Annotated in this window: 1 protein-coding gene; it reads left to right on the forward strand. The window is 53.9% G+C overall.

Annotated features, from left to right (window positions below; all coding sequences use genetic code 11):
• The coding region (locus tag ABLV64_RS05755; protein WP_348843341.1) for an EF-Tu/IF-2/RF-3 family GTPase at positions 1 to 620 on the forward strand (620 nt) is incomplete at both ends.

Genomic DNA, 620 nt, shown 5'->3' on the forward strand with positions numbered 1-620 from the left:
GGCGACGACACCCCGATCGTTCGTGGTTCTGCTCTGAAAGCGCTGGAAGGCGACGCAGAGTGGGAAGCGAAAATCATCGAACTGGCTGGCCACCTGGATACCTATATCCCGGAACCAGAGCGTGCGATTGACAAGCCGTTCCTGCTGCCGATCGAAGACGTATTCTCCATCTCCGGTCGTGGTACCGTTGTTACCGGTCGTGTAGAGCGCGGTATCATCAAAGTGGGTGAAGAAGTTGAAATCGTTGGTATCAAAGAAACCGCGAAAACCACCTGTACTGGCGTTGAAATGTTCCGCAAACTGCTGGACGAAGGCCGTGCTGGTGAGAACGTAGGTGTTCTGCTGCGTGGTATCAAACGTGAAGAAATCGAACGTGGTCAGGTACTGGCTAAGCCGGGCACCATCAACCCGCACACCAAGTTCGAATCTGAAGTGTACATTCTGTCCAAAGACGAAGGCGGCCGTCATACTCCGTTCTTCAAAGGCTACCGTCCGCAGTTCTACTTCCGTACAACTGACGTGACTGGCACCATCGAACTGCCGGAAGGCGTAGAGATGGTAATGCCGGGCGACAACATCAAAATGGTTGTTACCCTGATCCACCCGATCGCGATGGACGA

The sequence above is a fragment of the Klebsiella sp. JB_Kp031 genome, assembly GCF_040064295.1.
In the GTDB taxonomy this organism is placed as follows: Bacteria; Pseudomonadota; Gammaproteobacteria; order Enterobacterales; family Enterobacteriaceae; genus Klebsiella; species Klebsiella quasipneumoniae.